This window comes from Micrococcus sp. HSID17227, assembly GCF_003989405.1.
GTDB lineage: Bacteria > Actinomycetota > Actinomycetes > Actinomycetales > Micrococcaceae > Micrococcus > Micrococcus luteus.
Genome location: NZ_RBLN01000114.1, coordinates 1 through 7034, shown reverse-complemented (window position 1 = coordinate 7034; position 7034 = coordinate 1). Strand labels below are relative to the sequence as shown.

At 69.1% G+C, this 7034-nt stretch carries 5 protein-coding genes and 1 pseudogene; 2 read left to right on the top strand and 4 right to left on the bottom strand.

The features are described from left to right. Nucleotides 1-595: 595 nt before the first annotated feature. Both D8M29_RS14515 and D8M29_RS14380 read right to left on the bottom strand, forming a co-directional pair. Complete coding sequence (locus tag D8M29_RS14515; RefSeq protein ID WP_306432500.1) at nt 596-1918, bottom strand: type I restriction-modification enzyme R subunit C-terminal domain-containing protein; 1323 nt, start codon at nt 1916-1918, stop codon at nt 596-598. Next, nucleotides 1907-2941: pseudogene (locus D8M29_RS14380) on the bottom strand (DEAD/DEAH box helicase family protein); the annotation flags it as partial. The gene D8M29_RS14515 and the pseudogene D8M29_RS14380, both read right to left, overlap by 12 nt. Before the next feature lie 14 nt (nt 2942-2955). On the opposite strand from D8M29_RS14380, the gene D8M29_RS07170 reads away from it, so the two are divergent. Together D8M29_RS07170 and D8M29_RS07165 are read left to right on the top strand one after the other, a co-directional pair. After that, complete coding sequence (locus tag D8M29_RS07170; protein ID WP_328820747.1) at nt 2956-4116, top strand: XRE family transcriptional regulator; 1161 nt, start codon at nt 2956-2958, stop codon at nt 4114-4116. Continuing rightward, nucleotides 4113-4652: a nucleotide-binding protein gene (locus tag D8M29_RS07165; RefSeq protein ID WP_236649644.1), complete on the top strand. Its 540-nt coding sequence runs from the start codon at nt 4113-4115 to the stop codon at nt 4650-4652. Before D8M29_RS07170 ends, D8M29_RS07165 begins: the two co-directional genes overlap by 4 nt. Nucleotides 4653-4929: 277 nt before the next feature. Here the strand turns inward: D8M29_RS07165 and hutH are convergent, their stop codons facing one another. Further along, on the bottom strand, nt 4930-6543 hold the full coding sequence (gene hutH / locus D8M29_RS07160; protein WP_036341290.1) for a histidine ammonia-lyase: 1614 nt from the start codon (nt 6541-6543) through the stop codon (nt 4930-4932). A gap of 29 nt (nt 6544-6572) precedes the next feature. Continuing rightward, on the bottom strand, nt 6573-7034 hold a 462-nt coding region (locus D8M29_RS07155), incomplete at its 5' end, for an amidohydrolase family protein (RefSeq protein WP_148111540.1).

Genomic DNA, 7034 nt, shown 5'->3' with positions numbered 1-7034 from the left:
CATCGTGGTGATGTCCTTTCGAGAGTGCTGTGGAAGGTTCGCTCGAAGGCTCCCACGGTGACCGCGTCCGTCTCGAAGATGGTCGTGGCCACCGGGGAGGGTTACACCACTATCCGGGACTCAACTGCTTCATCGATGTATTCGCCTGGATCTAGCGCATTCGCCACCTCGGCAAGTACCTGGCACATAGCATGGCGCCGCACTCGTCCACGCCCCTGTTCGCCGTAGGCTACGGCAAAATCGAGAAGGTGCGTACGAACTTCCCGGATGCTTTCCGTGACCAGAAGGTCACCAGCCAACTGAAGCACTTCATCGATTCGACGACGTCGCTCACATTCCATTGGGGAAGTCTGTCTATCGGCACCCTCCGGCCCTGGGGGCAGAGCGATCAATGTCTCTGTTGGTGGGGTAACGCCCGGACCTGGGGAAGAGCCACAGTGCGGACAACGTGCACGAGCAGTTTCTTTCCTATGGCCTCGCTTGGGGGCCCTGGGGCAGGTGACGGGAGTCATGTCTGAACACTACGTGAGCAGTCATAGAAACTGGAGGCTCGCAGAAGGGCGGATATCACGACTCGGCTCACCGTCCGGTCAGGTCATGCGACGACGCCGCGCGCCTCGTCCCCGCCCGCGTTCGCTTCTGGTCCCGGCACCATCGCAGACGTCCGGACGAGGTCCAGCCGCTCGCGCAGGGAGTACACCTGCGCCTCCTCGGACAGGCCGAACGGCCCCCCGGGGGCGTCGTCCGTGTAGGGAGATTCGAACAGCCGGCCGGCGTCCAGGACGCCATTGGCGGTAAGCTCCTCCACCATGTGACCCAGGAAGCGGATCCGCGCCTGGGTGAGCGTCCGGTCCTGGACGAAGTCCGCGACCACGCCCTGCGCGGCGGCACGATCCATCCCCACTAGCATGCGCACGAACAGGCCCAACTGTCCCTCGCCCTCGGACTTCGCCGCGGCCAGGTGCGCGTCCTCGGCCCCGATGCTCCGGAGCAGCTGTTCGAGCGACTCCAGGTCCGGCTCGGTGAGCTGCTTGCCGTGGCGCAGCTTCTGCAGCGCCAGCGAGGACTCGTTGTGGCGCAGCGGCTCGCTGACCTTGGCCCAGAACCGTTCGATGTCCACGCCGGGCGTCGGCCGCACGACGTCGACCTCCTCAAGCTGCGTGAGCGTGTCCGCAAAGTCCGTGTATACGCGGGAGCGGCGGACCTTCTCGATGAACTGGACGAGCCCGCGCAGCTTCTTCCGGGCGTGCTCGAGCATGCCGAGAGTGACGCCCTCCCACCATTCCTCCCCGGCCACGGCCTCGAGGAGGATGATCTGTTCCTTCACGGCGGGGATGGCGTCCTTGGAGAGCAGGTTCTCCCCGAGGGACTGCACCGTGGCCCGGATGCGCTCGGCCGTGCCAGCCTCCCCGGTGAGGTCTGCCAGCTGCCGGCGCACGATGAGCAGGTCGAAGCGCTTGGCGTCGACGTCCTCCCCCGGCAACCCGGTGACCACCCCGGCCAGCGCACGTGCCCGTTCGGCGGCCTGGGCGCTCAGGGACGTCCACGCCTCAGGCCGCTGGAACTCCTCGACCTCCCGGCGGAGAGGGCGGGCCAGGACGTTCTCGAGGGTCAGGCGGGCGATGGCCGCCTGCAGCTCCTCGGCGGCGGTGCGGCGCAGCTCGCGCACCGCGCGTTCCTCCGGCCCGACGGCGGCGGGCGCCCCAGCGTCATCGTCCAGGGCGTCGAGGGCGACGACGAGCGCGAGCCGGTCCTCGAACAACCGCTGGGTGAGGGACCTCTGGGTGAAGCCGTCGGACTCCGGGAGGTCCTGGTTGAAGAACTCGAGGTTCTGGCACCAGTCGAAGACGAGGAAGTCCTCCTTGTCCCTCCCCGGCCCGTAGAGGTCCGGGCGCAGGCGGGTGCCGCGGCCGATCATCTGCCAGAACTTGGTCTTGGAGCGGATGAGCTTGAAGAACACGAGGTTGACGACGTCGGGCACGTCCACCCCCGTGTCCAGCATGTCCACGCTGATGGCGATGTGCGGGGCCTTGCCGGGGGTCTTGAAGTCGTCCAGCAGGGCGTCCGGGTAGCGGCTGGCGTGGGTGATGATCTGGGCGTACCGGCCGCCGAGCTCCGGCCACTGGGCGTCGAACCGCTGCAGGATGAACTCGGCGTGCGGCTGGTTCTTGGCGAAGACGATGGTCTTGCCGAGCCGTTCGCTGCCGGCCACCTTGTGGCCGTGCTCCCTGAGGGTGGAGAGCACGCGGTCCACGGTGTCCGCATTGAAGAGGAACCGGTTGATCTCCTCGCTCGAAACCTCCTCGGGCGCCTCGTCCTCGCCCCAGTCCAGCGCGTCCCAGGCCTCCTGCTCCTCGGCGGGAAGCTGATCGTACCGGGTGCCGCGACGCAGGAAGGTGGTGCCCACGGAGACGCCCCGCGGCGGCACCAGGAACCCGTCCGCCACGGCCTCGTCGAGGGTGTAGGCATCAGTCGGCACGCCGGGCTCGAGGCCGAAGAGGCCGTAGGTGTTCCGGTCGATCTCGTCCTTGGGGGTGGCGGTGAGGCCCACGAGAAGGGCATCGAAGTGGCGGAAGATCTCGCCGTACTTGGCGTATACGGACCGGTGGGCCTCGTCCACGATCACCAGGTCGAAGTATCCGGGGTCGAAGCGGGCGCCCTGGCCGGTGGACTCCTGGATGAGGCCGAGCATGGTGGGGTAGGTGGAGGCGTAGACGCGTCCCTCCCCGTGCCGGTTCTTCAGCAGGTTCACGGTGGTGCCGACGAAGCCGTGCTCCACGAAGGCGTCCGCGGCCTGCTTCACGAGGGCCTGCCGGTCCGCCAGGAAGAGCACGCGCTTGACCCATCCGGCGCGGGCCATCTGGTCCACCAGGGCGACGGCGGTGCACGTCTTCCCGGTGCCGGTGGCCATCACCAGCAGTGCGGCGCGGCGCTTGTTCTCGAACGCATCAGCGTATGCGACGAGGGTTCACCGCCAGTGCCATGTGTGCGAGAATCGCACACATGTCGCCGACCACTCCTCATTCGCTGGGTGCCCGTGTACGTGCCGCGCGGGAGCGTCGCGGGATGTCCCAGCAGGACCTAGCTACCGCCGTTGGCCTCGAGCGCACCATGGTCAACCGGATCGAAGGCGGACAACGGAAGGTCACTGCCCTGGAGCTGGCCTCCATCGCCGATGCCCTGGGAACCCGAATGCAGTCGTTCTTCACCGAGCCTGCGCCAGCGCTCGTCTCGCACCGTTCCGCCCAGGGGTTGGATACCACCGAGTCGGCCGTGGACCACCTGCTGGCCGAACTCCTCGCAGACGTCGAGTTCCTGCACGACCTGCATCCCATCGAGGGGTTCGGCGTGCGGGACCCCTGGGAGCAGCCCAAGTCCGTTCACGAGGCCGACGACATGGCCGCCCGGGCACGCGAGCACGTCGGGTATACAGCAACGGAACCCGTAAAGGACCTCCAGGCGCACCTGGCCACTGCTGGCCTGCTCCTGTTCTCCCGCAACTTCGGCGTGGACGCCGCTGACGCGGGAACGGTGCTCCTCGCCGAGGGCGGCATCTCCCTGGTGAATTCCACCCCCAAGGTCGGGCGACGCCGCCTCTCCGCCGTGCACGAGCTTGGGCACTACCTACTTGCCGATGAATACACGGTGGACTGGCGCACCGCCCACACCGGCCCGGACATCGAGGGTCGCCTCGATCGGTTCGCTCGAGCATTTCTCCTGCCAGCAGCTGTCCTTTTACAGGAATGGCCCGCCGCAGCTCACTCAGGCGATGTCCGCACTGCCGCTGTGAAGATCGCCGGCACCTACCTGGTGGACATGTCGACCCTGGCCCGCCGACTCCACGACCTGGAATTGGTGGACGCTTCCACGGCAAACGACATCCGCGCTGTGCAGACCACGCAGACGGACATCATCACCCACGATCTGTACCCGTCTGACGAGATGGCAGGCACCACCCAGCCCCGGGTGTACCAGAAGCACGTCATCGCGCTGTTCGAGGCCGAGAAGCTCTCGCGTGAACGCACACTCGACCTCTTGGATGGGACTTTCGACGACGACGACCTTCCGGACCTTCCCCCACGTCAGGAACAGGAGATCTGGGAGTACGTCTCGTGACCGCCGTTCCGGAGACCTACGTCTTCGATACGGGACCACTGCGCCATTTCACCCTGAAAGGATGGCTCGGTGTGCTCAAGTTCCTGACAGCCGGCCATGCCGTGATTCCGGAGAGTGTGGAGCAGGAGATCAGGGACCAGCAGTACCAGCACCCAGATCTCCGGCAGATCTTGGACGCCGAATGGATCGTCGTGGACCGCAGCGAGGACCTCGAGTTCCTCGCGGCCTTCGCCCGATACGAGGAGCACCTTGTGGCGGGCGGTCGGAACCGGGGCGAATGCGGCGTTCTAGCCCTCGGTCGGACGCACGGGTATCGCATCGTGATCGACGACAACGTGCCCCGCTTCCTGGCCAAGCGCGAGAAGCTCGAGTGCACCGGCACCCTCGGGTTGCTCTGTGAGGCGATCCGCAAGGAGCAACTCACCGTTCCCATGGTTGAGAGCCTCGCTGACGATCTCATCATGGGCGATTACCGGCTTCCCTTCGGCCCAGGGGGATTCAAGTGCTGGGCCGAACAACAGGGACTCCTGGGATAAGCCCTTAGCTGGTGTCGTGCTGCAATCGGACTGATCGCGCCGTTCCGGCTTCACCGCACGACACCAACCACATGGCGTTGCCCGGATTGTCTCCCGCCTGATCCATACGATCGTCGGCCGGCACAGGACGACGACGGTGCTCCTCACCTGAGCCGAGGCGACCGGGCCCGACCCGCAGGCCGCCCCCTCCACACACAGAGTGGTCACGACACGCCGTCCCGTGCAGACGCACGCGGCATGTCGTGACCACTCTGTGGCGTCTGACCACTCTGTGGCGTCAGTGCCCCTCGGCCTCGGCGCCCTCGGACTCCTCGGCCAGGTCCTGCGGCTCGGCATCGGCGGATACGCCCGCGAGCGCCTCCGCCACGGCGGCCAGCACGGACCCGTCGCGCAGGGCCTGCTCGGCGGCGGCCAGCTGCGGGGCCATGTACTGGTCCGGGCCGGGGCCGGGCACGCCGGCCTCGCGGATCACGCGGACGGCGGCACCGGTCGCGGCGGAGGGCTGCAGCGGGGCGCGCAGCTCGATCGCGCGGGCGGCGGCCACGAGCTCGACGGCGAGCACGCGGCGGAAGTTCTCCACGGCCGAGCGCAGCTTGCGGGCGGCGTGCCAGCCCATGGAGACGTGGTCCTCCTGCATCGCGGAGGACGGGATGGAGTCCACGGACGCGGGCACGGCCAGACGCTTCATGTCCGAGACGAGCCCGGCCTGCGTGTACTGGGCGATCATCATGCCGGAGTCCACGCCCGGGTCGTCCACGAGGAACGCGGGCAGCCCGTGTGAGCGGGCCGGGTCCAGCATGCGGTCGGTGCGGCGCTCGGACATGCTGGCGACGTCGGCCACCGGGATGGCCAGGAAGTCCAGCACGTACGCCACGGGCGCCCCGTGGAAGTTGCCGTTCGAGCTCACCCGGCCGTCGTCGAGCACCACCGGGTTGTCCACGGTCGCGGCGAGCTCGCGCTCGGCCACGGTGCGCACGTACGCGAGGGTGTCGCGCAGGCCGCCGGCCACCTGCGGGGCGCAGCGCAGCGAGTAGGCGTCCTGCACGCGGGAGTCGCCCTCCTTGTGGCTGGCCACGATCGGCGAGCCCGCCAGGATCTTCAGCATCCGGTCGGCGGAGGTCGCCTGGCCCGGGTGGGGGCGCAGCGGCAGGTGCAGCTCCGGCACGAACACGCGGTCGGTGCCGAGCAGCGCCTCCACGGACATGGCGGCGGTGAGGTCCACGGTGTCGGCGAGCTCCTCGAGGTCGGCCAGCGCCATGATCAGCATGCCGAGCATGCCCTCGGTGCCGTTGACGAGGGCCAGGCCCTCCTTCTCCCGCAGCTCGACCGGCTCGATCCCGGCCTCGGCGAGCGCCTCGCCGGCCGGACGCAGCGCGCCGTCCTCCCCGACGACGTCGCCCTCGCCCATCAGCGCCAGGGCCACGTGGGAGAGCGGGGCGAGGTCGCCGGAGCAGCCCAGCGAGCCGAACTCGCGCACGGCGGGGGTGATGCCGGCGTTGAGCATGGCCACGAAGGTCTCGACCACCACGGGGCGCACGCCCGTGCGGCCGGAGGCCAGCGTGGTGGCGCGCAGGAACATCAGCGCGCGGACGACCTCGCGCTCCACCACGGGGCCCATGCCGGCGGCGTGGGAGCGGATCAGGGACTTCTGCAGCTGCGCGCGGGACTCGAGCGGGATGTGCTTGTCCGCGAGCGCGCCGAAGCCGGTGGAGACGCCGTAGGTGGGGGTCTCGGCCTCGGCCAGCGCCTCGACGTGGCGGCGCACCGCGCCGACGGTCTCGAGCACGTCGTCGGCGAGCACCACGCGGGCGTCGTGGCGGGCCACGGCGACGACGTCGTCCAGGGTGGCCCCGGACGTGCCGAGCGTGACGGTGGCGGGAGGGGTGGTCATGGTGATGCGTTCTCCTTGCTGTCGGTCGATCAGACGGCCCGGCGGCCGGCACGCCAGACCGCATGGGTCAGCGGCATGCCGGGGCGGTAGGCCAGGTGGATGGCGGCGGGGGCGTCGAGCACGTGCAGGTCGGCGCGCTTGCCGACCTCGAGGCTGCCGACGCGGTCCTGCGCCCGCAGGCCGATGGCCCCGCCGAGGGTGGCGGCGCGCACGGCCTCGGCGAGGGTCAGGTGCATCTGCAGCACGGCGGTGCCCACGTTGAAGTTCATGGACGTGGTGTAGCTGGTGCCCGGGTTGCAGTTCGAGGCCAGGGAGACCTCGATGCCGGCGTCGAGCAGGCGGCGCGCGGGCGCCAGCGGGGCGCGGGTGGACAGGTCGCACGCGGGCAGGCAGCCGGCCACGGTGCCGGGCGTGCCGGTGGCCGAGGCGCGGTCCCAGCCGGTCCAGGTGCCGGCGAGGGCCTCGACGTCCGCGTCGGAGAGGTGGTTGAC